Raw genomic sequence first — 25444 nt, 5'->3', positions numbered from 1 at the left:
ACACATTGTCTTGCGCGCTGTCACGGTTTTGTCCGGAACGCAGGCGCCTAAAGATGGTAGCCGGCCGCTCAGCGAGCCCAAAACACCGGCGTGAAGATCACCAGAACGGCCAGGATTTCCAGACGCCCGAGCATCATGGCGAGCGACAATATCCATTTCGCCACATCCGGCAGCGGTGCGAAATTGCCCGACGGTCCGATATAGTCGCCGAGGCCTGGACCGACATTGGTGAGCGCGGTCAGCGCCCCGGTCATGGCGGTGATCAGGTCGAGGCCGGTGGCCGACAACAGCACGGTGGCGATCGCCCACAGCACGAAAAACGAAGAAATGAACAACACCACCGCGCGCTGCATGTCGTCGTCGACCGGCCGGTCGCCGTAGCGCACCGTCTGGACCGAACTCGGATAGACGAAACGGCGCAGGCCGTTGGCCATCAGTTCGAACAGGATGATGAAGCGATAGGCCTTGATGCCGCCACAGGTCGAGCCGGAACAGCCGCCGAGAAAGGTGGCAACGAAGGCGCAGGCGACCACGAACGGCCCCCACGACGTGTAATCGTGCGTCGAGTAGCCGGTGGTGGTGATCAGCGACATGAAGTTGAAGGTGGTGTGCGTCAGGGTCTCGAAAAACGGTGCCCCGGTGGTGATGCGCGTATAGATGGCGGTCGCCACCGCGAAAAACACCACGTAGCCGGCGAACACGCGGATCTGCGGGTCGCGCAACGCGTCGAGCCGTCCGCGTACCATGAACAGGATCAGGATCGAGAACGGCAGAGCGCCGATGAACATGAACACGATCGCGATCCACAGGATCGCCGAGTTGTGGGCGAAATAGCCGAACGAGGCGTCATGGGTGGAGAAGCCTGCCGTGGAGATGGTCGTCAGCGCGTGGTTGAGCGCGTCGAAGCCGCTCATGCCGGCGGCCGCATAGGCGATGCCGCAGGCCAGCGTCAGCGCCGAATAGATGCTGATCAGACTGATGGTGAAGGTCGACAGCCGCTCGAACGGGCGGTCCTCGATATCGGTCGATTCGATCTTGAAATAGGACACGCCGCCGACATTGAGGAACGGCAGGATGAACAGGCCGAGCGCGATCACGCCGAGCCCGCCCATCCATTGCAAGATCGAGCGCCACAACAGCAGGCCCGGCGGCAGGAAGTCGAGACCGCTCAGCACAGTGCTGCCGGTGGTGGTCGTCGCCGAGACCGATTCGAATACGGCGTCAGCAAGCGACATCTCCAGCGACGAGGCCAGGAACGGCACCGCGCCGACCATCGCCGTCGTCGCCCACAGAAGATTGACCATCAGAAAGCCGAAACGCGAGGAGACCGGCGGCGGCCGGCCTTGGGTGGCGAGCGCGACGGCAAGCGAGAGCCCGCCGGTGAAGAACGCCGACAGCGCGAACACCCGCCAGTCCGGATTGCCCTGATAGAGGTCGACGAAAGCGGGGATCAGCATCGCCAGCGACAGGTAGATCCCAAAAATCGCGGCTATGTGGATCGCGGCGCGGAAGGCGAAGCTCTGCACGAAAAGCAAACCCCGATCTGAGCGGCTGCCGGACTCCTCTCGGCCCCGCCATCTTGGCGCGCCGACAGTGGCGGGACGCGGCCTTTTATGCAATAGGGCGCGAAGGTGCAACCGGGAGGTGGAAGGGATCGTGGTCGACAAGTCTGGGCTCGCCGGTTTCGCGACCCGCGTGGACAAGGCCGCGGAGGCCCTGCGCACGCTGTTTGCCGAAACGCCGCTGCAGGAAAACGAGCACCTGTCGCGTAAGACGGGCGCGCGCGTCTTCCTGAAGCGCGAAGACCTGACCCCGGTGCGGTCCTACAAGATCCGCGGCGCCTACAATTTCTTCCGCAAGGCGCTGGCCCGCCCCGACGCGCCGCAGTCCTTCGTGTGCGCGTCGGCCGGCAATCACGCCCAGGGCTTCGCCCATGTCTGCCGCCAGATGCGCAAGACCGGCGTGATTTTCATGCCGGTCACCACGCCGCGCCAGAAAATCGACAAGACGGCGACGTTTGGCGGCGATTTCGTCGACATTCGCCTGACCGGCGACTTTTTCGACGATTGCCTAGCCGCGGCACTGGCCCACGCCGACGAGACCGGAGCGCTGATGGTGCCGCCCTTCGATCATGTCGACATCATCGAGGGGCAGGCGAGCGTTGCGCATGAAATCGCGCACCAGATGCCGGCCGGAGCGCCCGACATGATGATCCTGCCGGTCGGCGGCGGCGGGCTTGCCGCCGGCGTGACGCGATACGGCGCCGCAAGAGGCTGGGCGACGCGTTTCGTCTTCGCCGAGCCGGACGGCGCTCCCAGCCTGCGGCGAAGCCTCGAAGCCGGACGCCGCACAAAACTTGCCCAGGTCGACAATTTCGTCGACGGCGCGGCCGTCGCCGAGATCGGGCGCGAGCCGCTGCGCCACTTAAAGGGTTTCGCCGCCGCGGACGTGCATCTCGTTCCTGAAAACCGGCTCTGTGCCACCATGGTCGAAATGCTCAACGTCGAGGGCGTCGTGCTGGAGCCGGCCGGCGCGCTCGCCATCGATGCGCTGAAGGATTTTTCGCGCCAGGATCTGAAGGGCAAGACCGTGGTCGCGATCGTCTCGGGCGGCAATTTCGACTTCGAGCGCCTGCCCGACGTCAAGGAGCGCGCGCTGCGATTCGAGGGACTGAAGAAATATTTTGTCTTCCGCTTCCCCCAGCGTCCGGGCGCGCTGCGCGATTTCCTCGACCTGCTTGGCCCCGAAGACGACATCGTGCGGTTCGAATATCTGAAAAAATCGGCGCGCAATTTCGGCTCGGTACTGATCGGCATCGAGACCAGGCAGAAAAGGAACTTCGCTGCGCTGAAGAAACGCTTCGACCAGGCCGGCTGGTCCTATCAGGACATCACCGACAACGAGGTGCTGGCGGGTTTCATCATATGAGCGACACAGTCTGGATCGCCCTGTTCCGCGGCGTCGGCGGCAAGACGCAACTGCCGGTCAAGCCATTGCGCGAAAAGCTCTCGCAGGCCGGCTTTCACCGGGTCGCGACCTATATCAACAGCGGCAATGCCATAGTGGCGAGCGACCGGCCGCGCGAAGATGCGCACGCGGCGATCGCCAAACTTTGCGCGCGCGAATTCGGCTTCGAAAAGGACATCTATTTGCGCTCGCTGGCCGAATGGGAGCGGCTGATCGCGCACAACCCCTTCCCCGAGGCGGCCAAGACGGGAAAAGTCCTACACGCCGCCATCCTGGCCGCAAAGCCCGACAACGCCGACGTGACGGCCTTGCGCGCTCACGCCGTCGACGGCGAAGGCATCGTTGTCGTCGACCGGGTCGCCTATCTGCATACCCCGCACGGCTTCGGGCGTTCGAAACTGGCGGACAAATTCGACAGGGGCATCAAAGTTTCCAACACCGCGCGCAACTGGAACACGGTCGCCAGACTGGCCGGTCTGGCACGCGCGGCGGCCAAGGAAGCGTAAGCCGGCCGGCGAGAATTCGTTTGCTTTCCCGACCGAACTCCCCCATATGGCGACCAGACGCAAGGGCCGGCATCGACCGGCCCGCCTGAACTGGCCTTTGCTGCGTCTGGTTCCCCCTCCCCTCATTGGCAGGTGTGAACGATCACCCGCGCGGCATTCTCGCGCGGAACGACAGCGCAGCCGCGCGCGCCCTCGGGCCCGCCGCCTCGTCGTTTTTGACATCATTGTACCGGCAGGTTGCGCCCTGCCGCGCGAGACGCAGTGCCAAACTGCCGAAAGAGAAGAATTTTGACGCATATCAACACCGCGAACCCGCAAAGCGGCTTCGCCGATCTCGGCATCGCCGGCGCGCTTTTGAAAGCGCTGGTCAAGGCCGGGTTCTCAGACCCCAAGCCGATCCAGACCCAGGCCATCCCGCATATGCTTGAGGGTCGCGACGTGCTCGGCATCGCCCAGACCGGCTCGGGCAAGACGGCCGCCTTCGCACTGCCGGTTCTGTCGGCGATCATGGCGCTTGGCGCACGCCGGCAGCCCAAGACCGCGCACGCGCTGGTGCTGGCGCCGACGCGCGAGCTTGCCGTCCAGATCGAGGAAGCCTTCCGGCTATTTTCGCGCGGCGCCCATATCACCACCGCACTGGTGCTCGGCGGCGTGTCGCGCAACAGCCAGACCAAAAGGCTGCGCGACGGCGTCGACGTGCTCGTCGCGACGCCCGGCCGGCTGACCGACCTGGTGCGCGCTGGCGACGTCCGGCTTTCCGAGACCCGCTGGCTGGTGCTGGACGAGGCCGACCGCATGCTCGACATGGGCTTCATCAACGATGTGCGGCGCCTGGCGCGCGCGACCCATCCCAAGCGCCAGGTCGCGCTGTTTTCAGCGACCATGCCGGCCGAAATCGAAAAGCTCGCCATGGAGCTGCTCAAGGATCCGGTTTCGGTGTCGGTCGCCCCGCAATCGACGACCGTGGCCGAAATCGGCCAGCACCTGGTGCTTGCCCGCACCAAGCAAAAACGCGTCGTGCTGGCGGGGCTGCTCGCCGACCCGGCGATGAAAACCGTGATCGTGTTTTCCCGCACCAAGCACGGCGCCGACAAGGTGACGCGCCAGCTCGAGCAGGACGGCATTTCGGCCGCCGTGATTCACGGCAACAAGTCGCAGAACGCGCGCCAGAAGGCGCTCAACGGCTTCCGCGCCGGTGACGTGCGCGTGCTCGTGGCCACCGACATCGCCGCGCGCGGCATCGACGTGCCCGGCATTACCCACGTGGTCAATTACGATCTGCCGGACGAGGCCGAGACCTATGTGCACCGGATCGGCCGCACCGGCCGCAACGGAGCCGACGGCACGGCCATCACGTTGTGCGCGCCCGATGAACGCGCCAAGCTGCGCGCCGTCGAAAGGATCACGCGCACCCGCCTCGAAGTGATGGCCGACCATACCGGCGAACCCGATCCCGCCCCGCAGCCCCGCTCGGCACGGGGCGTCGACGAGGCCGAGAGGAACCGCCCGCGGGCAAAACCCGCCAAGCCGGCCCACGGCCACGACGGCAAGAAAAAGCCCCGGCCCGCCGGCGCCCAGGACGCCGGCGCCGCCGCCAAGCCCCGGTCGCAGCGCCGCCGCCGCCGGCCGCAACGCGCCCGCTTCGCCAAGGCGGCCTGAGCGACACTGGTCCAATATTTGACGGCCCCGCGGCAATTGTGCGGGGCCGTCCCGATTTTGTAAGCTGTGCGCCAGGGCCGGCCGTGGCTGGCCATGGCGCGACGGATCGCGCCGTGAGCTCCAGCACACGCGGGACAAGATGGCCGGCATCGTCGCATTCGCCTTCGCTTACATTCTGTCGCAGTTCTACCGCTCCTTCCTCGCCGTTCTGACGCCGGCGCTGGCCGGAGAACTCGGCGCCAGCAAGGCGGAACTGTCGCTCGCCTCCGGCGCGTGGTTCATCGCCTTCGCGCTGATGCAGTTCATCGTCGGCGTCTCGCTCGACCGCTTCGGACCGCGCCGCACGGCCTCGGTTCTGCTGGCTGTCGGCGCCGGCGGCGGCGCCGTGCTGTTTTCCCTGGCCAACGCGCCCTGGATGATCGTCCTAGCCATGACGCTGATCGGCATCGGCTGCTCGCCGGTGCTGATGGCGCCGCTTTTCATCTTCGCCAAGACCTATTCGCCGATGCGCTTTGCCGTGCTGACATCGTGGTTCGTCGGCATCGGCACGCTCGGAAACGTGCTGGGCGCGGCGCCGCTCGCCGCCTCGGCCGAGCTGTTCGGCTGGCGTGCGGTGATGGTCGGGCTCGGCGTCATCACGCTCGCGGTCGCCGTCGCGCTGCATCTGGTCGTGCGCGACCCGCCGCCGGATCGGGATTCTGCCGGCACCTCGAGCGGCTTTTCGGGCTATTTCGAATTGATGCGGCTGAAAGTGTTGTGGCCGATCATTCCGCTGATGGCCATCAATTACGCACCGCCGATCGGCATTCGCGGATTGTGGGCCGGCCCGTTCCTGACCGACATGCACGGCGCCGACGCCTTGATGATCGGCAACGTCACGCTGTTCATGGCACTCGGCATGGTGGCCGGCTCGTTTGTCTACGGGCCGCTCGACACCGTGTTTCGCACCCGCAAATGGGTCGTGGTCGCCGGCAACGCGATCTGTCTTGCCGCACTCGTCTTCCTGATGCTGTTTCCGGCCGCCTCGATCGTCACCGCAGCCGCGGCGCTGGTGGTGGTCGGCATCGCCGGTGCGAGTTACGGCATGCTGATGGCGCATGCGCGGGCCTTCTTTCCCGGCCACCTGACCGGGCGCGGCGTGACGCTGATGAACTTTTTCGCAATCGGCGGCGTCGGCCTGATGCAATTCGCCAGCGGCGGTGTCGTCAGCGCGGCGGCGAGCCCGGAAAGACCGGCCACCGCCTATGTTGCCCTGTTTGCCTTTTATGCCGTGACACTCGGCGTGGCTTTCGTCATCTATCTGTTTTCGCGCGATGCCCGGCCCGGCCGCGACTGACGCGCCGCCACGGACGCCGGCCAAGCAACGCTTGCCTTTTTGCTCCAACTGCGCATAAGGCTCTGCCGCATCGAGATGCTGAAAAAGAGACGGTCGCGATGTCGCTCCCAGAAAAAGCCTTTCCCGTCTCCTGGGATCAGTTCCACCGCGATGCGCGTGCCCTCGCCTGGCGGCTTACCGGCAATGGCGGCACGTGGAAGGCGATCGTGTGCATCACCCGCGGCGGTCTGGTACCGGCGGCAATCATCGCCCGCGAACTCGGCATTCGGGTCATCGAGACGGTATCGATCGCCTCCTATCACGACTATGCTGCCCAGGGTGAACTGAAGGTGCTGAAGGAGGTGAGCCCGGTGCTGTTGGAAAACGACGGCGCCGATGTGCTGATCGTCGATGACCTGACCGATACCGGCAAGACCGCCGCCGTGGTGCGGGCGATGATGCCAAAGGCCCATTTCGCCACCGTTTACGCCAAGCCGAAGGGCCGCCCGCTGGTCGACAGCTTCGTCACCGAAGTGTCCCAGGACACCTGGATCTATTTTCCCTGGGACATGGGCTTCACCTATCAGCGTCCGATTTCCGAAGACGACCGCAACTGAGACCAGCGCGCCACGCGACGTAGGCAGCGGCAAGCAAACGGCGCAAAAGATCTCGCGACCGACTGGTCAGGGTCTTGAATTTTCACGATAAAGCCGTATTTGATTTGCATAGTCGGCTTATCGACATGCAAGCCACCAGCCAGGCGACATGGAATATTCATCGCCGACTGGCATGTTTCATGCCATCGGCTAAGCTGGCGATTCGTTACGCGGAGGTTCGGTCCACCCATGCTGATCAGTCAGCGCTCATGGCAACATTCGGTCGACAGGGTTCGGCGCCTGCTTGGCGGCGTGCCGCCGCGCGTTCAGGTCGCCGCTCTGCCCTGGCGCCAGACCGGGCGCGGGCTCGAGGTGATGCTGATCACCAGCCGCGATACCGGCCGTTGGGTGTTGCCGAAGGGCTGGCCGGAAAAAGGCGAGCTGCTGCACGAATCGGCCGCCCGCGAGGCGACCGAGGAAGCCGGCCTGCACGGCGCGATCTGCTCGGAGGATATCGGGCACTATCTCTACGGCAAAAACCTGAAAACCGGTCTTGAGGCCCGCTGCGAGGTTCTCGTCTTTCCCCTGAAGGTCGAGCGGATCGACAAGGACTGGCCGGAAAAGGGCCAGCGTCTGCGCAAGTGGTTTCCCGTCGGCGAAGCCGCGCTGCGGGTACGCGAGCGGGATCTCGCGGAGCTGATCGGCGATTTCGCGATTCCGACCTGAACGGCGCGCCGATCAGGGCAGCGACGGTTTTCCACGACTATTCATCATGCCTTTCATCAACTGCCGTGATGCGGCCTTGAGCCCGCACGCCGCCTCCTCTACCGCAGGGGCCGAGATGGGAGCGGGATCGCGATGACCGAGGCCAGCGAGACGGCGCGCAAGGCGACGCTCGACAAGGATCTGGAAAAGCTTGCCCAGGTCGAGGAAGCGACCAGCTTTCTCGCCCGCGGCTTGGCCGCGCCCGGACTCGCGCTCTTCTTCATGGCGTTCGTCGCCATCGCCGTCGCCGTCTTCGTGGCCGGCGAACCGGGCGCCATCGCCATCATCGCCGCCGCCGCGATCGGCGCCTATATGGCGCTCAATATCGGCGCCAACGATGTCGCCAACAATGTCGCCCCGGCCGTCGGCGCGCGCGCGCTCACGATGGGCGGCGCTCTGGTCATGGCGGCGCTTTGCGAAACCGCCGGGGCGCTGATCGCCGGCGGCGATGTCGTCGACACCATCTCCAAGGGCATTATCGACACCGGCGCAGTCGCCGGTCCGGGCGTTTTCGTCAGCGCCATGATGGCGGCCCTGCTCGCCTCGGCCGTCTGGGTCAACCTGGCGACCGCAATCGGCGCACCGGTGTCGACCACCCATTCCGTCGTCGGCGGCGTGATGGGCGCCGGCATCGCCTCGGCCGGCTTCGCCGCCGTCAACTGGCCGGTGATGGGCGGTATCGCGGCGAGCTGGGTGATCTCGCCTCTGCTCGGCGGCGTGATCGCGGCGCTGTTTCTGGCCTTCGTGAAATCGCGCATCATCTACCAGGACGACAAGATCGCCGCCGCGCGCCTCTGGGTGCCGGTGTTGATCGGCATCATGGCCGGCGCGTTCTCCGCCTACCTCGCCACAAAGGGGCTGAAGAAGATCGTCCACCTGCCCGTCACCCATATCGCGCTGATCGGGGTCGGAACCTTCCTGTTCGCCTGGGGCCTGGCCCATGTCGGCGTGGCGCGCCAGTCGCGCGGCATGGAAAACCGCAACCAGTCCCTGCGCCGGCTGTTCGCGCTGCCATTGATCATCTCGGCGGCGTTGCTGTCCTTCGCGCACGGCGCCAACGACGTCGCCAACGCCGTCGGACCGCTCGCCGCGATCGTCCAGGCGGCCGGCGGCGGCGCGCTGACGGCCAAGGTTTCGATACCGTTTTGGGTGATGCTGATCGGCGCGTTCGGCATTTCGCTCGGCCTGCTTCTGTTCGGCCCCAAGCTTGTGCGCATGGTCGGCGAGCAGATCACCAAGCTCAATCCGATGCGTGCATTCTGCGTCGCGCTTTCGGCCGCGATCACCGTCATCGTCGCCTCCTGGTTCGGCCTGCCAGTCAGTTCCACCCACATCGCGGTCGGCGCCGTGTTCGGGGTCGGGTTTTTCCGGGAATGGTATACGCAGAACTCGTCGCGCCGGCGCGCCTATCTGGAACGCAAAGGCGTACGCCTGCGCGCAGAACGTCGACTGCGGGCGACCGACGACGGCCCTCTGGTTTTCGACGACGACGAGGACGAGGCCGACATCGGGCCACAGACGTTTTCGCGTGAGGAAGCCAAAAGGCGCAAGCTCGTGCGCCGGGCCCATTTCTCCACCATCGTCACCGCCTGGGTGGTCACCGTGCCCTCCACCGCGCTGATCGCGGCGCTGATTTTCCACGGGCTGGCCTTCCTGTCCTGACGCCTTCCGGCCTGAAGGCCGGAATTGCTGCGTTCCTGGAAGCGCCACCGGGACAGGCCCGCCATCCCCACTATCCACATTTGCGACACACAAGATGTTGCGGTCATAAAACTTCCAAGAACGAACCCTTGACGCTGCGGGACGAGTCGCTTTTTATTGGCCATGTGCTCTTGTTGAGAGCGCGGCCGGAGAGTTCCGAGCCCGGTCTTTTTCCAGATTTTTGTGCGTTTGAGCCGCTGTCCGCCCGGTCTTGGGGCTGGTGGACGCTGTGAAAAAAACCGTGCCGAGGGGGACCTGAAAGCGACGGGCCGGGGTGGCAAAAATTGTTTGTTAACACTATATTTAGTGTTTGCGCCCAACCTCGGCACTAGATAGCGTGTGAATCCCCTGGGACGGGGAATCGCGATCAGCGGCAGTACGAGGAACCCGCCGGCCTTGCGAGCCATCACGAAGGTGCTTTTCGAACACCTTCTCGGCCTTGGACAAGGATCGGCAAAAGGAGACCCGGGCGCGCAAGACAGGGCGTACGGGAAAGGCGGACCTGTGCCTTTTGGACGAGCGCGTGACGCTTGTGGACAAAGGCGCTATATTTAGGGACTAGAGGGACCAAGATGCGCATCGAGCGTCGTTTCACAAAGCAGGGCCTCTCGGCCTACGCGGAGATCGAATTTCGCAAGGCCACGAGCGAGATCAAGAACCCGGACGGCTCGGTCGTCTTCAGGCTCGCCGACATCGACGTGCCGACGCAGTTCAGCCAGGTCGCGGCCGACATCCTGGCCCAAAAATATTTCCGCAAGGCCGGCGTGCCCGCCCGGCTGAAGCGGGTCGAGGAAAACGACGTGCCGTCCTTCCTGTGGCGCTCGGTCGCCGACGAGGCGGCCTTGGCCGAGCTGCCCGAAGACGAGCGCTACGGCTCCGAGACCGACGCGCGCCAGGTCTTCACCCGTCTTGCCGGCACCTGGACCTACTGGGGCTGGAAGGGCGGCTATTTCGACAGCGAGGATGACGCTCAGACCTTCATGGACGAGCTGTGCTACATGCTCGCCACCCAGCGCGTGGCGCCCAACTCGCCGCAATGGTTCAACACCGGCCTCTACTGGGCCTACGGCATCGACGGCCCCGGCCAGGGCCATCATTACGTCGATCCCTTCACCGGCAAGCTGACCCGGTCGAAATCCGCCTACGAGCATCCCCAGCCGCATGCCTGCTTCATCCAGTCGGTCGGCGACGACCTCGTCAACGAGGGCGGCATCATGGATCTGTGGGTGCGCGAGGCGCGCCTGTTCAAATACGGCTCCGGCACCGGCTCCAACTTCTCGCAACTGCGCTCGGAAGGCGAAAGCCTGTCGGGCGGCGGCAAGTCGTCGGGCCTGATGAGCTTCCTGAAGATCGGCGACCGCGCCGCTGGCGCGATCAAGTCGGGCGGCACAACCCGACGCGCGGCCAAGATGGTGGTGGTCGACGTCGACCATCCCGACATCGAGGCCTATATCGACTGGAAGGTGAAAGAGGAGCAGAAGGTCGCCTCCCTCGTCACCGGCTCCAAGATTGTCAAGAAACATCTCGACGCCATCATGAAGGCCTGCGTGAACTGCGAAGCCGACAATGGCGACTGCTTCGACCCGGCCAAGAACCCCGCGCTCAAGCGCGAGGTGCGCGCGGCCAAGAAAAGCGCCGTGCCGGAAAACTATATCCGCCGCGTCATCCAGTTCGCGCGCCAGGGCTACGCCGCGCTCGATTTCGCGACCTACGACACGGACTGGGATTCGGAAGCCTACCTGACGGTATCGGGGCAGAATTCCAACAATTCGGTCTCGCTCAAGGACGACTTCCTGCGTGCGGTCGAGGCTGACGGAGACTGGGACCTGATCCGCCGCACCGACGGCAAGGTCGCTCGCACCGTCAAGGCCGGCGAGCTGTGGGAAAAGATCGGCCACGCCGCCTGGGCCTCGGCCGATCCGGGCCTGCATTTCAACACCACCATGAACGACTGGCACACCTCGCCGGCGGCCGGTCCGATCCGCGCGTCGAACCCGTGTTCGGAATATATGTTCCTCGACGACACGGCCTGCAATCTGGCCTCGCTCAACCTACTCGCCTATCGCGGCAAGGACGGCGTGTTCGACATCGCCGCCTACGAGCATTCGGTCCGGCTGTGGACCATGGTGCTCGAGATCTCGGTGATGATGGCGCAGTTCCCGTCGAAGGAGATTGCGCGGCTTTCCTACCAGTACCGCACGCTCGGCCTCGGCTACGCCAATATTGGCGGGTTGCTGATGACCTCGGGCATTCCCTACGATTCCAAGGAAGGCCGCGCCATCTGCGGCGCGCTGACGGCGATCATGACCGGTGTGGCCTATGCCACCTCGGCCGAGATGGCGGCCGAGCTCGGCGCCTTTCCCGACTACGAACGCAATGCCGACACCATGCTGCGCGTGATGCGCAACCATCGCCGCGCAGCGCATGGCGAGGCCGACGGCTATGAAAAGCTCGCCGTCAACCCGGTGCCGCTGGTCGCCGAGGACTGCCCCGACCCGGCGCTGATGGAGCATGCCCGCGCTGCGTGGGACCGCGCGCTCGAGCTCGGCGAAAAGCACGGCTACCGCAACGCCCAGGCAACCGTGATCGCGCCGACCGGCACGATCGGTCTCGTCATGGATTGCGACACCACCGGCATCGAGCCCGATTTCGCCCTGGTGAAGTTCAAGAAGCTGGCCGGCGGCGGCTATTTCAAGATCATCAACCGCGCCGTGCCGGAGGCGCTGCGCACGCTCGGCTATTCCGAGGCGCAGATCGCCGAGATCGAGGCCTATGCGGTCGGCCACGGCAATCTGAACCAGGCGCCCGGCGTCAATCCCGGCACGCTCAAGGCCAAGGGCTTCGGCGACGAGCAGATCGCCGCGCTCAATGCCGCGCTCAAGAGCGCCTTCGACATCAAGTTCGTGTTCAACAAGTGGACGCTCGGCGAAACCTTCTGCAAGGAGGGGCTCGGCCTCACCGACGCGCAGCTCGACGACTTCTCCTTCGAGATGCTGCCGGCGCTCGGCTTTTCCAAGAAGGAGATCGAAGCCGCCAACATCCATGTCTGCGGAGCGATGACGCTGGAGGGCGCGCCGCATCTCAAGGACGAGCACCTGCCGGTGTTCGACTGCGCCAATCCGTGCGGCAAGGTCGGCAAGCGCTACCTTTCGGTGGAAAGCCATATCCGCATGATGGCGGCCGCCCAGCCGTTCATCTCGGGCGCGATCTCCAAGACGATCAACATGCCCAACGACGCGACGGTGGACGACTGCAAGGCCGCCTACATGCTGTCATGGAAGCTGGCACTCAAGGCCAACGCGCTCTACCGCGACGGCTCCAAACTGTCGCAGCCGCTCAATGCCTCGCTGATCGCCGAAGAAGAGGACGACGAGGACGACGCGATCGAGACCCTGGTGGCGCATCCGGCCGCCGCGCGCGCTGCCGCCGTCACCGAAAAAATCGTCGAGCGCATTGTCGAGAAAGTGGTGCGCGAGCGGGAAAAACTGCCCAACCGGCGCAAGGGCTACACCCAGAAGGCGGTGATCGGCGGCCATAAGGTCTATCTCAGGACCGGCGAGTTCGACGACGGCCGGCTCGGCGAGATCTTCATCGACATGCACAAGGAGGGCGCCGCCTTCCGGGCGATGATGAACAATTTCGCCATCGCCATCTCGCTCGGCCTGCAATATGGCGTGCCGCTCGAAGAGTATGTCGAGGCCTTCACCTTCACCAAGTTCGAGCCGGCCGGCATGGTCCAGGGCAACGACGCCATCAAGAACGCCACCTCGATCCTCGACTACGTGTTCCGGGAACTGGCGGTGTCCTATATCGGCCGCCACGACCTTGCCCATGTCGACACGTCGGACTTTTCCAACACCTCGCTCGGCAAGGGTATTTCCGAGGGCCGGTCGCTGCCGGTGTCCAAAGGGCTGACCCGCGGCGCCGCCTTCCAGGTGGTGTCGGGCTCGGGCGAACCCAAGGGCCAGGCCGGCGGCGGCGACAGGCCGATGCGTCAGCCCACCGCCCAGGGCACCAATGTGCGTGCCATCGCCTCGGCCGCCATGGCGGCGGCACTCAAGCCGGCCGTATCGGAACTGCAGAACCAGGCGACCGCCTTCAAGCGCGACTATGAGGAGCGCGCCAAGGAACTCGCCGACGAGGTCGCGATCGAAGAAAGTGCGCAGGAAGAGGCCGCGGGCGGCGTGGCTTTTTCCGACGCCGCGCACAAGCAGGCGGGCGAAGCCAAGGCGCTCACCGCCGAACGGCGCCAGAAGGCGATCATGCAGGGCTATACCGGCAATATGTGCTCGGAATGCCAGAATTTCACCATGGTCCGCAACGGCACCTGCGAAAAATGCGACACCTGCGGGTCAACGTCCGGGTGTTCGTGACGCACCACGACCGGAATCGGTGACAGAGAAAGCAAATCGGCCCGGTCGCGAGACCGGGCCGATTTGATTCGGAAGCTGAGGCTGTCAGATCGCGCCAGCGCGTGCGTCGCTGGCGATTTGCCGCACTCCCTTCCACCTCCGTCGTCCCTGGGCGGAGCCGCCGCGAAGCGGCGTCGCAGAGACCCTGCAAGCGATGCCTGAACGCAGCCGTCTCGCGGGACGGCGCAGGAACGGAAAGGTTGCCGCCTTCCTCCTTAACCCGCCGGTAGCACACCGCATCCCAAACTCCGCCCAAAAGCGGAGTGCGAACGGATGGCGCAGATTGTTCCCTGGCGGAAAAAAACGCGCAGAGCGCGGCATCGCCCGTCACGGCCGAGCCGCCGGCGCGGCGGCATCAGGCGCATGCTCGGCCACTTCAACGGCCTTGTCGCACTCGCGGCAATCGTTGCGTTTGGCGTCAGCGCAAGCGGCGCCCTGCCCGCGTTAAACAAAGTCACCCCCGACCCGCTCGACAGCCTGGTCGCGCTGTGGCAGCCGCCGGAAGAAAGGGCGACCGCCATCCGCCGCCATTTCCCGATCTGCGGCTCCGGTGCACGGGTCGACTGCATCGTCGACGGCGACACCATCTGGATCGCCGGCGAAAAAGTGCGCATCGCCGATATCGACACGCCGGAGATCGGCGAGCCGGCCTGCCGGCGCGAACGCATGCTCGGCGAACAGGCCAAACGGCGTCTGCATCAATTGATGAATGCCGGGCCGATGGAATTGCGCCGCGCCGGCGGCCGAAATCGCGACCGCTACGGCCGGCTCCTACGTACCGTCTACCGTGACGGCCGCTCGCTCGGCGACATTCTGGTCGCCGAAGGCCTTGCCCGGCGATGGAATGGCCGGCAGCCGGGGTGGTGCGCCTAATCGGGCGTGGCCGGTCGGGTAAAGACCGTCGGAGCAAGCCCTGAAATGGCATGCCTGAGGGAGCGGCGGTTGAAGCGCGGGTGTCCCTGGTCGCCTTCGACCGTCCCGTCGCGACACGGGACCGGCGACGGGCGGCAACGCTGTCCCATCGGCGCGCCCCGCGAGCGAAGCCCGCGCAGCCGGCCGGGTCAAAGCCGTTTTACCTGTTCGATGCACGTCTCGAGATCGGAACGAAGCCGGTCGAGCAACCTCAGCACGTCGGCCCTGGCGTTGTCCGACACTCTATAAGGTCGCCCTTCCTCGCCAAAACCGTCCGGCGCGGCCTCTTGGGCTCCGAGGATCGCCATCGCCTCCTCGAATCGGCCGGCCGGTATCCGGCTTTCCCCGCGTTCATATTTTCCGACCTGCTGTCCGGACAGGCCAAGCTGCCGCGCAAGTTCGGCCTGGGACTGGCCTGCGGCCTTGCGATGGTGCGCGAGAACCCGTCCCATCTGCTTGTCGCGCTCATCGGGTTTTCTGGACGTGTGCATGACAGCATAATTTATAGGTGCACACACCACTATTCACGATCAGAAATTGCAGACAATACATTTCGGGTTGTATATCCCAAATGCGCAAACTTGAAATTTCATTTTGTTTATTTTCCGAAGGTGACACGGCGCCGGTGCGTCGAGAACCGGCTCTGGTTGCAGACCGGCCCGCTATGACCGGTCCCCGACTTGCGGCCCGGGCCAAGCGCCCCGGTGAAGCCAGGGAGGACGAGGAGAAGACGCGACGCAGCGTCCGCCGCCATACCATGTCGGCGCCCGCGCGACGCCGGCTAACGGCGCGCGCATTGCCACGACCGTCATGTGGAGAAGATAGCCGCCCGCATGAAAACGGCGCCGGGCGGCGCGATCGAGGCACCCCGCCCCGCCGGCAAAGCGGCTATTCGGCGGCTTGCTTGTCCTGCGTCATCGTATCGAAATCGGACGCGTCGTGCCGCTCGTGCAGCTGTCCGGCCGGGTCGCCGGACGTGCGGTTGACCATGCGCCCGCGCTTGACCGCCTCGCGCGCATGGATCTGGTCGGCCCAGCGGATGACGTTCTTGTATTCGTGCACCGCCAGAAACTCGCCCGCACCGTAGTTCCAGCCCTTCACCAGCCCGCCATACCAGGGCCAGACCGCCATGTCGGCAATCGTGTAGGTGTCGCCGGCCAGATAGTCGGCCTCCGCCAGCCGCCGGTCAAGCACGTCGAGCTGGCGCTTGACCTCCATGGCGAAGCGATTGATCGGGTACTCCCATTTTTCCGGCGCGTAGGCGAAAAAATGGCCGAAACCGCCGCCGAGATACGGCGCCGAGCCCATCTGCCAGAACAGCCAGTTCAGACATTCGGTGCGCGCCGGCTGCGCGCTCGGCAGGAACGCGCCGAACTTTTCGGCCAGATAGAACAGGATCGAGCCGGATTCGAACACCCGCACCGGCTCCGCGCCGCTGCGATCCATCAGCGCGGGAATTTTGGAGTTCGGATTAACCTCCACGAAACCCGAGCCGAATTGGTCGCCTTCGCCGATGCGAATCAGCCAGGCGTCGTATTCCGCGCCGGCGTGGCCGAGCGCCAAAAGTTCCTCGAGCATGATCGTTACTTTCACGCCGTTGGGCGTGGCCAGCGAATAGAGCTGCAGCGGGTGCTTGCCGACCGGCAAGTCCTTGTCGTGCGTCGCACCGGCGATCGGCCTGTTGATCGAGGCGAACGTGCCGCCGTTTTCCTTGTCCCACGTCCAGACTTTCGGCGGGGTGTAGGCGGTGGTGTCCGACATGCGTTGGCTCCTGGAATTGGTTGCAAGGTCTGCGGCTGAGATAGGTCGATCGTTCACCGAACGCCATAAACAACCGTTGGTCCACACAATATTGTGTTCGCCTGACGCCGCTTTACCACATGGGGTAGCGTTGCGCGCACGCTCGAATGAAGACCGGCAAAACCCGTGCGGGATACGCCGGCCGGGCCTATCCGGCCGCGCGCCCCAGCCATTTGCGCCATTCGCCGGCATCGCCGCGAAACACGTTCAGGTCGATGCGGCCGTCGACACCCTGCGACAGGCCCGAGCCCGAATACTGCCAAAACAGCCATTTGCGGCCCGGATAGACCTTTGAGGGATGGGCCGCCACTGAGCGCAGCCAGAACGGGTGGTCGGGGAAAGCACCCTTCAAATTGTCGGCGTAAAAATCGGGTGCGGTATAGATCACCGGCCGCTGGCCGTAATGTTTCTCGAGCCGATCGAGAAAGACCCGCATTTTTTCGAGCACGATTTCTCGGGACGGGCGCTTCTTGCAGGCCGACAGATGGTTCCACTCCACGTCCAGGACCGGCGGCAACGCGCCCTTTTCCTTCGGCACGTTGCGGATGAACCAATCGGCCTGCGAGGAGGCGGAACGGCACCAATAGAAAAAATGGTATGCCCCGCGCGGGATGCCGGCGGCCTTGGCCGCACGCCAATTCTTCTTGAACAGCGGATCGAGATGGTCACCGCCATCCGTGGCCTTGATCCAGGCGAAATTGGCCCCCTGCCCGCGCAGCTTGACCCAGTCGATATCGCCCTGCCAGCGCGATACGTCGACACCGTGCACGGCATGGTCGTCGGGCGTGACCTTGCCGAAATTGATCGGATGGGCGTCGCCGAAACGCTGGCGCATCACCTTGCGGCCGGCGGCCGGGGGCGTGGGCCGGCTGGCCGGTTTGGCTGGCGCGATCAGGGCCACCTTCTCGGCCGCCGCCGCGGTGACGATGTCGGGCTCGGCAAGCGCCGTCACGCCGACATCACCCTGCTCGACGACCAGTCCGTCGCCATCGCCTTCCGGCACGACGGCCGACGGCCTGACGATGGAACTCGTCGTTTCCGGCGACGGGCCGACGCTGTTCAAGGCGTCGAGGCCGGGACCGGTCGTGCAGGCGGCAAGCGCGAGACAAACGAAAACAAGGGCGGCGATGGCGGGCGAACGCATGGAGACCTGTACGCGGGACAAAACAGGGTGACGGCGCATCGCGCGCCGTTTGACCAAACCAGCGTCGATCCTCGTTCAAAAAAACCAAGAAAGTTTGAATCGAATTTTTACCATGTCCGCGCCTCGACGCGAAGCGGATTGCCGACAAGGCCGCGGCCGCGCCTCAGGCGCAAAGCCGCAGCGGGCCCGCACCCACCGCGCTGACAGCCCCGTCGGCAAAGGTCCGCGCGGTCCGGCCGGACTTGTGGGCGCGCATATGCACCTTGTCGGCCAGGCGCCTGATCTCGCCGGGCGAGACGCCGTCGCTTCTCATCATCATCAGGATGATCGGATCGTTCAGCAATTCATCGAGTGTAGCTTCGTCCTGCAGCATGTCCGTCTCCGAATCTTCAAGCCCGCGCCCATCGTCTAGGCGGCCAAGGTGACGGCCCAATGTCCGATTGGTGACGAACCGGTGGCCGGGCAAAGACATCGCCGTCACATTGCTTAACGCTCAGGCGATCGTCACGCCGAGACCAGCGATCGGCAGGCCGAGTACGGAGGTGCTCCAATGCTGGCCGGCGGCGATCGGCACAGCGCGCGTGACCGTGCCGGTCGCGACCACGTCGCCGGCCTCAAGTTTGCGGCCAAACGGCTGCGGGTCAAAACCCTCGACAAAATGCCTGAGCGCCGAGACCGGCCCGCCAAGCACGTTTTCGCCCTCGCCGCGCTCCACCACCTCGCCGTCGCGCATCAGGGAGAGGGTGAAATCGCGCAGTCCTTGCAGCCATTCGCCGACCGGCCGCGCGCTGACCGGCAGCATCGGCCCAACAAGGAGGCGCCCGTGCAGCGCGCAGGCCGCGACCGTATCGGCCGGGCGAAACCGCCAGCCGGGAAAGACCGACTGCACGATCTCGAAACCGTGCCCGACCGCCTCGATGCACGAAAACAGCGCTGCCTCATGCATACCCTTACGCGGCGCGCTTTTCAGCCGAAAAACGATCTCGGGTTCGATGCGCGGTTCGGGCATGGTCATCGCCGCGGCCTCGGTTGGCGCCCTCGGCGTCCCGGCCGGACCGAGCGTGCAGTCATAGACCGGGCCCCAGATCGGGGCGAAGATGCCATATTCGGACCAGATCGTGCGGTTGGTGAAACCGATCTTCCAGCCGGCAATGCGTTCCCCGCGCCTTGCCCGCCGTGCCGCGATCGCGCCCGAGACGCGATAGGCGTCCTCAAGTTCCAAGTCGGGCCGGGTTTCCGACACCGGCGCGATCTGCCGGCCGGTCTCCAGCGCGACGCAGATCCGCTCGGCAAGCCCCTCGACCTCCCGCTGCTCCATGCGTGCGGTGCCGTTCATCGTCATCCCGCCTCCCGGTTTTCGCCCCATCGTGCAGTTGACGGCATCACCGGCGGTGCGTCAGTGCTTGCGCGCCTGGACGAAATAAGCGTCGATCTCGATTTCGCCGAGCCATTTCGCCGCTTCCAACCGGTGCAGCCCCTCGACCAGCACGTGGCGCTTGCCGTCGTGGCGGACCTGGATCGGCACTTTCATGCCGTTTTCCAGAATATCCTCGGCAAGATGGCGCACCGTATCGGGATGCAGGGTCTTGCGCCGCGCGGTCGGCACGTAGATCGACGCGATCGCGACCTTCTCTACCCTCAGCATCCTGCCTCCCGCTGTTTGGCCCAAAATCGGATCATGGGCGGGCCGGCAGGCAAAGTCCAGTATCGCATTGGACCCACCACGCGCGCGTCAGGCCGCTGGTTTGGCGCCATCCCACACAAGACCGGGGTTGACCTTCCAGCTACCGGAAGCCTCAGGATTCATGTCATCGTCGCACGCCACCGACCCGGTATGCGCCAACCGCCCCATTCGAGGAGACCGCCTTTGCCCCTGCCCCGAACCTTCATGTTTGCTTCGACGCTTGTTCTGGCCCTGACGTCGCACGCGGCCGTCGCGGCCGAGCGCGGCACCATCACCGTATGGAAATCCCCTTGGTGCGGCTGTTGCCAGGCTTGGGCCGACGCGGTCGAAAAAGCCGGCTTTGAAATAAGGATGCACGACGTCGAGGATCTCGATCAGGTCAAGAAACAGGCCGGGGTGCCCGACACGATGCAGGCCTGCCACACCGCCGCCATCGACGGCTATTTTATCGAAGGTCACGTGCCGCTGGAAGCCGTGGACAAACTCCTGACCGAAAAGCCGGAAATCGCCGGCATAGCCGTGCCCGGCATGCCCCAGGGCTCGCTCGGCATGGGCGACGATCCCGACGCGAGCTATCTCGCCTATGCGATCGCGCGCGAGGCCGGCATCGAACCGACGGTCTTTTACCGGGCCGGCCGCTGACGGCGGCGCCCATATCGCGCAGCGACGCAACGGTCGGAGGCGAAGGGGCGACAATGATTTGCGCGTTTGGGGAGCGGCTCGCCGCCCCCTCACGAAACGCTGTCATCGGCCGCCGACAAGCCCGCCAGCACGGCGGGGATCGTGCCCGGCAGATCCTCGGCCACCAGCCCCGCTCCCAGGCGCAGGCCGGCGTCGCCATGCAGCCACACGGCCGCCGCCGCGGCCTCGAACCCGGGCACGCCCTGGGCAAGCAGGCCCGCAATCAGGCCGGTCAGCACGTCGCCGGACCCGGCGGTGGCGAGATAGGGACTGGCATGCACGCTGATTGCCGCCCGCCCGCCCCGCGCGGCGATCACGCTGTCGGCCCCCTTCAGCACCACGGTCGCGCCGGCGCGCGCGGCCGCCCGGCGGGCGCGTTCAACCTTCGAAAGGCCGCCATCCGCGCCGAGATCGGGAAACAGGCGGGCGAACTCGCCTTCGTGAGGCGTCAGCACCACGGGCCCCGCCTGCCCGCCCCCGTCGGTATGCAAGCCGGCAAACAGCGTTTCCGGCTCGTCCTCAAACGAGGTCAGCGCATCCGCGTCGAGAACAAGGCCCAGCCCGCTTTCGCGTCGCAGTCCTGCCGCCATGGCCACGAAAACGCGGCATTTTTCGCCGACCCCGAAGGCTGGCCCGATCGCTAGCGCCGACAATTTGCGTGCGGCGATGAAGGCGGCGACATCGTCGGGATCGTCGGCGCGCCGCAGCATGATCGACGTCAGATGCGCGGCATTGACCTGCAGCGCCGAGGCCGGCGACAGAAGCGTGACCGCACCGGCGCCCGATCGTGCCGCCGCCATCGCCGCAAGCCTGGCCGCACCGGTTGCCGACGGGCCACCGGAAAAGACGCCGGCATGGCCGCGCCTGTATTTGTGCCGCTGCGAATCCGGGACCGGCAAGGCGTCCAGCCACAGGCGCGGCGTGTTTTCGAACAGGTCGACGCCGATCTCGGCCAGCACCCGGCGCGGAATGCCGATATCGACGAGTTCGACGGTACCGCAGAGCCCGCGACCGGGAAAAAGCAGATGGCCGGGCTTGCGCCGGAAAAAGGTGACGGTGTGCCGCGCGGCCACCGCCGCACCCAGCACGGCTCCGCTTTGCCCGGATACACCCGAAGGCAGATCGACGGCCACCACGGGCGCCTCCGACTGCCGCACCCTGTCGACCAGCGCGGCAAAAATGCCATCGAGCGGCCGGGCGAGGCCGGCGCCGAACAGCGCGTCCACGACGACATCGTCCGACGTGGCGCAAAACGCCTCCAGCGGCCGCACCGTATCGCAAAAATCGGCAAGTGCGCGCGCCGCGTCGCCGCCCTCGCGCGGCGGCGGCCCGAGATAGGCAGAGACCGCCATTCCCGCCGCGCGCAGAAACCGCGCCGCCACCAGCCCGTCGCCGCCATTATTGCCGGGCCCGCACAGAATATGGGCATGGCGGGCCTGCGGGAAACGCGCCAGCACCGCGGCGGCCACCGCGCGCCCGGCATTGAGCATAAGCCCGTAGCCGTCGAGCGGTCCGCCTTCGATCGCCAGGCGGTCTGCTTCGGCCATCTGGCCCGGTGTCAGCAATTCGTCGCTCACCGCGCACCTCCCTGTTCGCGGCCACATTATCCGGCGGAGCGTGCCCCCGCCACGGCATCGTCTGCCGTTTTTTTGTGCCGGTTGCACACGAATTAATCACGCCGCATGATGCCCGCGCACAGCCCGCCGCCCTGTGCCTCGCCAAACCGGTACCCGAGCCGCGCAAATCCCCGATTTTGGGCGACCGGGACGATGGCGAGGTCCGTCTCTCGGCCATGAACCGAACTGGCACGGTTCATGCTTATGAGGTCGCAGCGCGGGAAAACCACCCGACATCGATGCCAGCGGAGGCCGAAACCTAGATGAAAAAGATCGAGGCGATCATCAAGCCGTTCAAACTCGACGAGGTGAAGGAAGCGCTTCAGGACGTGGGCCTGCAAGGCATCACCGTCACCGAAGCCAAGGGTTTCGGACGCCAGAAAGGCCATACCGAACTCTATCGCGGCGCCGAATACGTCGTCGACTTCCTGCCGAAGGTGAAGGTCGAGATCGTGCTGTCCGACGATGCGGTCGAGGCGGCGATCGAGGCGATTCGCAAGGCCGCGCAGACCGGACGGATCGGAGACGGCAAGATTTTCGTCTCCAGCGTCGAGGAAGTCGTGCGCATCCGCACCGGCGAAACCGGCGTCGAGGCGATCTAGAGCGGCCGCACCGGGTTCAGGCCGATTTTTCAGGCAAAGCGGCTTTGACAAGAAATCGGGCGCTGTCTCCGTTTGCGAAAGAACGCCGACCGCTCATCACAAATTGCCCGCAAGGCATGTCACACGTCAGACAGGGAAAGAGAGACCATGACGACAGCCAATGAAATCCTTAAGCAGATCAAGGACAACGACGTGAAGTTCGTCGATCTGCGCTTCAGCGACCCCAAGGGCAAGATGCAGCACGTCACGATGGACGTGGCGGCGGTCGACGAGGACATGTTCGCCGACGGCGTCATGTTCGACGGCTCCTCCATCGGCGGCTGGAAGGCGATCAACGAATCCGACATGGTGCTGATGCCGGACACCGAAACCGCCCATATGGACCCCTTTTTCGCCCAGTCCACGATGGTGCTTCTGTGCGACATCCTCGATCCTGTGTCGGGCGAGGCCTATAATCGCGATCCGCGCACCACGGCCAAGAAGGCGGAAGCCTATCTGAAGTCCGAGGGCGTCGGCGACACCTGCTATGTCGGCCCGGAAGCCGAGTTCTTCGTCTTCGACGACGTCAAGTACAAGGCCGACCCCTACAATACCGGTTTCGTGCTCGATTCGACCGAACTGCCGTCCAACGACGACACCCATTACGAAACCGGCAATCTCGGCCACCGCCCGCGCGTCAAGGGCGGCTATTTCCCGGTGCCGCCGGTCGATTCGCTGCAGGACATGCGCTCGGAAATGCTGACCGTGATGGCCGAAATGGGCGTCGTGGTCGAAAAGCACCACCACGAGGTCGGCGCCGCCCAGCACGAGCTCGGCATCAAGTTCGACACGCTGACCCGCAACGCCGACAAGTTGCAGATCTATAAATACGTCATTCACCAGGTCGCCAACGCCTATGGCAAGACCGCAACCTTCATGCCCAAGCCCGTCTATGGCGACAACGGCTCGGGCATGCATGTGCACCAGTCGATCTGGAAGGACGGCAAGCCGACCTTCGCCGGCAACGAATATGCCGGCCTGTCCGAAAGCTGCCTGTTCTACATTGGCGGCATCATCAAGCACGCCAAGGCGATCAACGCCTTCGCCAACCCCTCGACCAACTCCTACAAGCGCCTGGTTCCCGGCTTCGAGGCACCGGTGCTCTTGGCCTATTCGGCCCGCAACCGCTCCGCCTCTTGCCGAATCCCCTTCAGCACCTCGCCGAAGGCAAAGCGCGTCGAGGTCCGGTTCCCCGATCCGGCCGCCAACCCCTACCTGTCCTTCGCTGCCATGCTGATGGCCGGGCTCGACGGCATCAAGAACAAGATCCATCCCGGCCAGGCCATGGACAAGGATCTCTACGATCTGCCGCCGAAGGAATTGAAGCGCGTGCCGACGGTCGCCACGTCGCTGCGCGAGGCGCTTGCCAGCCTCGACAAGGACCGCGCCTTCCTGAAGGCCGGCGGCGTGTTCGACGACGACCAGATCGACGCCTATATCGAACTCAAGATGCACGAGGTGCTGCGCTACGAGATGACGCCGCATCCGGTCGAGTTCGATATGTATTATTCGGTCTGATCGGCCCGAACAGCGCGATTGCCGACATCGCGAAAGCCCCGCGGCCACGCCGCGGGGCTTTCTGCGTTGTGGAAACACGACATAAAACGGGGCGGCGCATTGTCGGCATGGGCACAAACTCTCTAACTGGGCGTCTTGAACATCCGCGAGGGGGACGGACATGAGGGCGACAGCGCGCTTGGCGGTGAGCGGATCGGTCTTGGGCGTGCTGGCGATTGTCGTCGCCTCGTGTCAGACGATGAGCAAAGAGGAATGCGCCGTCGCCGACTGGCGCATCGTCGGTGAGACCGACGGGGCAGCCGGCCGCACCACCGACTACATTCTCAAACACGCCAAGGCCTGCCAGCGCATCGGCATCGAACCCGACCAGTCGGCCTGGCTGGCAGGGCGCGAAGCCGGCCTGATCCGCTACTGCACGCCGCAAAACGCCGTCCGGGTGGGGTCCGAGGGCAAGAGCTACGCCAATGTCTGCCCGCCACAACTGGACGGGCTGTTCACACAGGGCTATCAGCTCGGAAAACGTGTCCACGAGGCGCGTGCCCGGCGCGACAGCATCCAGAGCGACATTTCCCGCAAGGAAAACGAACGCCGCGAACTGACGGCCTCGCTCGGCAAGGATCCCGCCAAAGACGCCGCGATCCGCGCACAGATCAGCCAGCTCGACCGCGACATCGGCTTTCTCTACGGCTCACAGAACAGCGTCAATCTCGAATTGGGCCGCGCCGAAGCCGAGGCGGAAGGGTTTCTAACCACTCTCTAGCGCGGCGTCCGCCGCAACGGCGCGGGCGTCGAGACGCCGTGCCAGGTCGCGCCGGATCTCGATCCAGGCGAACCGGATCGAATTTTCGACGATCTCGGCATCGTAGCGCTTGAGCCGGTCGGCGATCGGCGCCCAGTGCAGCAGCGCCCTGGGGCTTTCGCTAAACGCATCGCCGCCGGCCACCAGGTTCGCCCACTGTACGCCCTCGAGCCGTGCATCGAATGCCGTCAGCCATGCGGCCAGGGTCGCTTCGTCGCGCATTTCGGCGGCGTTGTCGGCCAGGCCGGCGCGAAAGCAGCGCTGGGCCAGGCCGTGCCTGCACGCATCGTCCAAGGCCGATCCCGCGCCGACGCGTGCAACCGCATGCACGGCGAGATCGGAAAGCGCCGCGGCAAACACGTGCATCTTGGCGATATTGACCGAGGCCACGAACGCCTCATCCTCGAACATCGACGGATAACGCGTGCCCATACGCGCCTTGAGATAGCCGTAGAGCTTCTTCTGCGCGACGAAGGCGGCGCGCGTGCTGACGAAGCCGTACAGCGCCTCGACGCTGTCGATCGGCGCCGTGTCGCGCCGCACCGTCAGGCGTGACGCGAATTGGCGCAGAAGCGCCAGGCCGGATACTAGTTTAGCGCTCAACAAAACCACCCCTTGCAACCTCTTGATACGACCAATGTCTCAATTCCCATTGTCGGGCCGATAGATGATCCTGTCCGATCATCAGTGCGATTCCCTACCAGGAATCGGTGATGTGGCCGCTGGCG

Annotated in this window: 22 protein-coding genes; 13 read left to right on the top strand and 9 right to left on the bottom strand. The window is 65.1% G+C overall.

Going from position 1 to position 25444, the window contains the following annotated elements; genetic code table 11:
- Positions 1-68 precede the first annotated feature (68 nt).
- Positions 69-1526: a TrkH family potassium uptake protein gene (locus C7T96_RS00310; RefSeq protein ID WP_106569192.1), complete on the bottom strand. Its 1458-nt coding sequence runs from the start codon at positions 1524-1526 to the stop codon at positions 69-71.
- A gap of 130 nt (positions 1527-1656) precedes the next feature.
- Here C7T96_RS00310 and ilvA point away from each other — a divergent pair, with 130 nt between their 5' ends.
- The 9 genes from ilvA (at position 1657) to C7T96_RS00265 (ending at position 14794) form a co-directional block, all read left to right on the top strand.
- The gene (gene ilvA, locus C7T96_RS00305) at positions 1657-2928 is read left to right on the top strand and encodes a threonine ammonia-lyase IlvA (protein WP_245414024.1); all 1272 of its coding nucleotides are present in this window, start codon (positions 1657-1659) and stop codon (positions 2926-2928) included.
- The gene (locus C7T96_RS00300) at positions 2925-3473 is read left to right on the top strand and encodes a DUF1697 domain-containing protein (protein WP_106569190.1); all 549 of its coding nucleotides are present in this window, start codon (positions 2925-2927) and stop codon (positions 3471-3473) included. The genes ilvA and C7T96_RS00300 overlap by 4 nt, the downstream gene beginning before the upstream one ends.
- A gap of 288 nt (positions 3474-3761) precedes the next feature.
- Entirely contained in the window at positions 3762-5132 is a 1371-nt protein-coding gene (locus C7T96_RS00295) for a DEAD/DEAH box helicase (protein ID WP_106569189.1), read from the top strand.
- Between the two features lie 139 nt (positions 5133-5271).
- Complete coding sequence (locus C7T96_RS00290) at positions 5272-6468, top strand: MFS transporter (RefSeq protein ID WP_106569188.1); 1197 nt, start codon at positions 5272-5274, stop codon at positions 6466-6468.
- Between the two features lie 98 nt (positions 6469-6566).
- Positions 6567-7064, top strand: coding sequence for a xanthine phosphoribosyltransferase (gene gpt / locus C7T96_RS00285; RefSeq protein ID WP_106569187.1), 498 nt, complete (start codon positions 6567-6569; stop codon positions 7062-7064).
- A gap of 228 nt (positions 7065-7292) precedes the next feature.
- On the top strand, positions 7293-7769 hold the full coding sequence (locus tag C7T96_RS00280; RefSeq protein WP_106569186.1) for an NUDIX hydrolase: 477 nt from the start codon (positions 7293-7295) through the stop codon (positions 7767-7769).
- A gap of 132 nt (positions 7770-7901) precedes the next feature.
- Positions 7902-9470, top strand: coding sequence for an inorganic phosphate transporter (locus C7T96_RS00275; protein ID WP_106569185.1), 1569 nt, complete (start codon positions 7902-7904; stop codon positions 9468-9470).
- Between the two features lie 611 nt (positions 9471-10081).
- Entirely contained in the window at positions 10082-13882 is a 3801-nt protein-coding gene (locus tag C7T96_RS00270) for a vitamin B12-dependent ribonucleotide reductase (protein WP_106569184.1), read from the top strand.
- Positions 13883-14284: 402 nt separating this feature from the next.
- Positions 14285-14794, top strand: coding sequence for a thermonuclease family protein (locus tag C7T96_RS00265; protein ID WP_106569914.1), 510 nt, complete (start codon positions 14285-14287; stop codon positions 14792-14794).
- A 188-nt stretch (positions 14795-14982) separates the two neighbouring features.
- Here C7T96_RS00265 and C7T96_RS00260 read toward each other — a convergent pair whose 3' ends face one another.
- The 6 genes from C7T96_RS00260 to C7T96_RS00235 all read right to left on the bottom strand — a co-directional run bounded on the left by C7T96_RS00260 (position 14983) and on the right by C7T96_RS00235 (position 19422).
- Positions 14983-15324: a helix-turn-helix transcriptional regulator gene (locus C7T96_RS00260; protein WP_106569183.1), complete on the bottom strand. Its 342-nt coding sequence runs from the start codon at positions 15322-15324 to the stop codon at positions 14983-14985.
- 397 nt (positions 15325-15721) lie between these two features.
- Positions 15722-16594 carry a glutathione-dependent disulfide-bond oxidoreductase gene (gene yghU / locus C7T96_RS00255; RefSeq protein ID WP_106569182.1) on the bottom strand — a complete coding sequence of 291 codons (873 nt, stop codon included), beginning with the start codon at positions 16592-16594 and terminating at the stop codon, positions 15722-15724.
- Positions 16595-16781: 187 nt separating this feature from the next.
- The gene (locus C7T96_RS00250) at positions 16782-17777 is read right to left on the bottom strand and encodes a GH25 family lysozyme (protein WP_106569913.1); all 996 of its coding nucleotides are present in this window, start codon (positions 17775-17777) and stop codon (positions 16782-16784) included.
- A gap of 163 nt (positions 17778-17940) precedes the next feature.
- Positions 17941-18150 carry a hypothetical protein gene (locus C7T96_RS00245; protein ID WP_106569181.1) on the bottom strand — a complete coding sequence of 70 codons (210 nt, stop codon included), beginning with the start codon at positions 18148-18150 and terminating at the stop codon, positions 17941-17943.
- A gap of 120 nt (positions 18151-18270) precedes the next feature.
- The gene (locus C7T96_RS00240; protein ID WP_106569912.1) at positions 18271-19113 is read right to left on the bottom strand and encodes a fumarylacetoacetate hydrolase family protein; all 843 of its coding nucleotides are present in this window, start codon (positions 19111-19113) and stop codon (positions 18271-18273) included.
- Positions 19114-19173: 60 nt separating this feature from the next.
- On the bottom strand, positions 19174-19422 hold the full coding sequence (locus C7T96_RS00235; protein WP_106569180.1) for a ParB N-terminal domain-containing protein: 249 nt from the start codon (positions 19420-19422) through the stop codon (positions 19174-19176).
- 243 nt (positions 19423-19665) lie between these two features.
- Between C7T96_RS00235 and C7T96_RS00230 the strand changes: the two genes are divergently transcribed.
- Complete coding sequence (locus C7T96_RS00230) at positions 19666-20103, top strand: DUF411 domain-containing protein (RefSeq protein ID WP_106569179.1); 438 nt, start codon at positions 19666-19668, stop codon at positions 20101-20103.
- Positions 20104-20192: 89 nt separating this feature from the next.
- On the opposite strand, the gene C7T96_RS00225 is transcribed toward C7T96_RS00230, so the two are convergent.
- Positions 20193-21719, bottom strand: a complete 1527-nt coding sequence (locus tag C7T96_RS00225; RefSeq protein ID WP_106569178.1) for an NAD(P)H-hydrate dehydratase — start codon at positions 21717-21719, stop codon at positions 20193-20195.
- Positions 21720-22021: 302 nt separating this feature from the next.
- Here C7T96_RS00225 and C7T96_RS00220 point away from each other — a divergent pair, with 302 nt between their 5' ends.
- The 3 genes from C7T96_RS00220 to C7T96_RS00210 all read left to right on the top strand — a co-directional run bounded on the left by C7T96_RS00220 (position 22022) and on the right by C7T96_RS00210 (position 24677).
- Positions 22022-22360: a P-II family nitrogen regulator gene (locus C7T96_RS00220; protein WP_106569177.1), complete on the top strand. Its 339-nt coding sequence runs from the start codon at positions 22022-22024 to the stop codon at positions 22358-22360.
- A gap of 147 nt (positions 22361-22507) precedes the next feature.
- The gene (gene glnA / locus C7T96_RS00215; RefSeq protein ID WP_106569176.1) at positions 22508-23917 is read left to right on the top strand and encodes a type I glutamate--ammonia ligase; all 1410 of its coding nucleotides are present in this window, start codon (positions 22508-22510) and stop codon (positions 23915-23917) included.
- A gap of 160 nt (positions 23918-24077) precedes the next feature.
- Positions 24078-24677 carry a DUF2799 domain-containing protein gene (locus C7T96_RS00210; RefSeq protein ID WP_106569175.1) on the top strand — a complete coding sequence of 200 codons (600 nt, stop codon included), beginning with the start codon at positions 24078-24080 and terminating at the stop codon, positions 24675-24677.
- On the opposite strand, the gene C7T96_RS00205 is transcribed toward C7T96_RS00210, so the two are convergent.
- Positions 24663-25319: a hypothetical protein gene (locus C7T96_RS00205; RefSeq protein ID WP_106569911.1), complete on the bottom strand. Its 657-nt coding sequence runs from the start codon at positions 25317-25319 to the stop codon at positions 24663-24665. The two genes, C7T96_RS00210 and C7T96_RS00205, sit on opposite strands and share 15 nt — an antisense overlap.
- Between the last annotated feature and the right edge of the window lie 125 nt (positions 25320-25444).

It is taken from the genome of Nitratireductor sp. StC3 (assembly GCF_003015025.1).
Lineage (GTDB): Bacteria > Pseudomonadota > Alphaproteobacteria > Rhizobiales > Rhizobiaceae > Mangrovimarina > Mangrovimarina alexandrii.
The sequence above is the reverse complement of the archived record's forward strand: the minus strand, read 5'-3'. Positions and strand labels throughout refer to the sequence as shown.